The sequence below is a fragment of the Jatrophihabitans lederbergiae genome, assembly GCF_031845305.1.
Taxonomy (GTDB): Bacteria; Actinomycetota; Actinomycetes; order Mycobacteriales; family Jatrophihabitantaceae; genus Jatrophihabitans_A; species Jatrophihabitans_A lederbergiae.
Genome location: NZ_JAVREH010000149.1, coordinates 1 through 1,673, shown reverse-complemented (window position 1 = coordinate 1,673; position 1,673 = coordinate 1). Strand labels below are relative to the sequence as shown.

The 1,673-nt window shown below is 67.3% G+C and carries 1 protein-coding gene; it reads right to left on the bottom strand.

Translation table 11 applies throughout. The features are described 5' to 3' along the window. Positions 1 to 163: 163 nt before the first annotated feature. Positions 164 to 1,561, bottom strand: coding sequence for an IS1380 family transposase (locus tag RM423_RS24625; protein ID WP_311425675.1), 1,398 nt, complete (start codon positions 1,559 to 1,561; stop codon positions 164 to 166). Positions 1,562 to 1,673 lie beyond the last annotated feature (112 nt).

Sequence of the window (1,673 nt, the reverse complement as noted above, 5' to 3'; positions counted from 1 at the left end):
CCCGGATGTTTCATGGAGCGGCTGTTGGTGTTGAGTTTCGGGGCGTCAGCCTCTGTGAGGTGTGATTGTGCCTCTTGGGTGTGACGGTGTGGCCGAGGTCGCTCGGTGCGCCGGGTCCACGGGCCGGTCTGCTTTCTGCTCGTCGGGGCGGTTGGGGCCGGGTTCAGCTGGGTGCTGGGATGAGCCGGAGCTGGTCGATTGCTTCGGCGAGGAGCTGGGCCCACGGCGCGTGGGCGGCCAAGCGCAGGCGGCGGGTTCGGCCGTGGTCGGTGATCCGGGCGGCGATTGAGAACAGGCGCAGGCGTAGTCGCTTGGGTTCCCAGCGGCGGGCTGGGTGGTCGGTGAAGGCGAGCAGCTGCAGCCAGGCGGTGATCTCGACGGCCAGGGCCACGATCGCGAGCCAGATCCGGTTCTGGTTGAAGTCGTGCAGCGGGAGGTTGCGCAGGCCGGTGTCCTTGCTGACGCGGATGCGGTCCTCGCACCGGGCTCGGCGTCGGTGTCGGAGTTCGAGGTCGGCGAGCTGGCCGCGGGTGGTGTTGGTGGCGAAGGCGGTGACCCTGTTGCCGTCGTGGTCGGTGATCCGCAGCTGCGCGCCGGGGTGGGGTCGTTCTTTGCGGACGATCACCCGCATGCCGGCCGGCCACGAGCTCAGGTTGAGCAGGCCGGTGACCTCGGCGACGAATGCGCCGTCGCGGATCTCGCCATCACCGTCGTAGGCGGGCTGCCAGAGTTTCGCCTTGTCCAGCAAAGCAAGCTGGTGGGCGAAGGTGTCGGGCAGGGTGAACCCAACCGAGTACTGCGCCCGCTGTGCGGTGAGCCAGGACAGCAGCTCATGGGTGCCGCCGGCGCCGTCGGCGCGGACCAGCACAGCCTTGCCCGGCCGCCGGCCAGGTGTGTGGCCTGGGAGTTGCGCGAACGCTGCTTTGAGTACTGCGATGTGATCCGTGGCGGTGTTGGAGCCAGCGTTTCCCTTTCTGAGCACGAAGGAAAGCGGTTCACCCGTCCCGGCAGCGCCGTGATCTGCGAAGGTCAGCAGCGGGTGGAACCCGAAGCCTTTCTTAAAGGTCGGGGCCGCGAGTTCCTTGTCCGAATGCGCGGTGATCAGCGTCGCGTCGACGTCGATGACGACCGGGTGATCGACGTCGGCGCCGTGGTTCGGGGCGTGCTCGCAGGCTGTGGCCCACACCCGTGCCCGGGCCGCGGCACGCGTGGCATCGATCGCCTTCAACGCCCGGTCCGCGTCAGCGGCCAGGGTATCGACCAGCCGAGACACCGTCGGGTCCGAGGCCACCGGCCCGAACACCGAAGGCTCGGCACGCAGCACCGCGACGTCGGCCAGGCAGTCCCCGCCGACCGCGAGTGCGATCGCCAAATCAGTCACGATCTTGCCCGGATTATGCCGCGCCAGCGGTCTGCGCCACCTGCTCAACGCCTGCGATAGGCCCCGATCCAAGCCAGCGGCCCGCACCGTCTCCACCAACGCAACTGCTCCGGCCTGAGACACGATCTTCGACGCCGCCGTGTCGGTCTGGACACGCGGATACAACCCGATATTCTTCACCTTGAAGGTGCTCCTTGTTCAACGACGACTTGGCCTCAAGAACCTCGATCATCGTTGACTGGGAGCACTTTTCAGTTGATCAACGCGCCGCCCTCATGAAAGCACTGGGCTA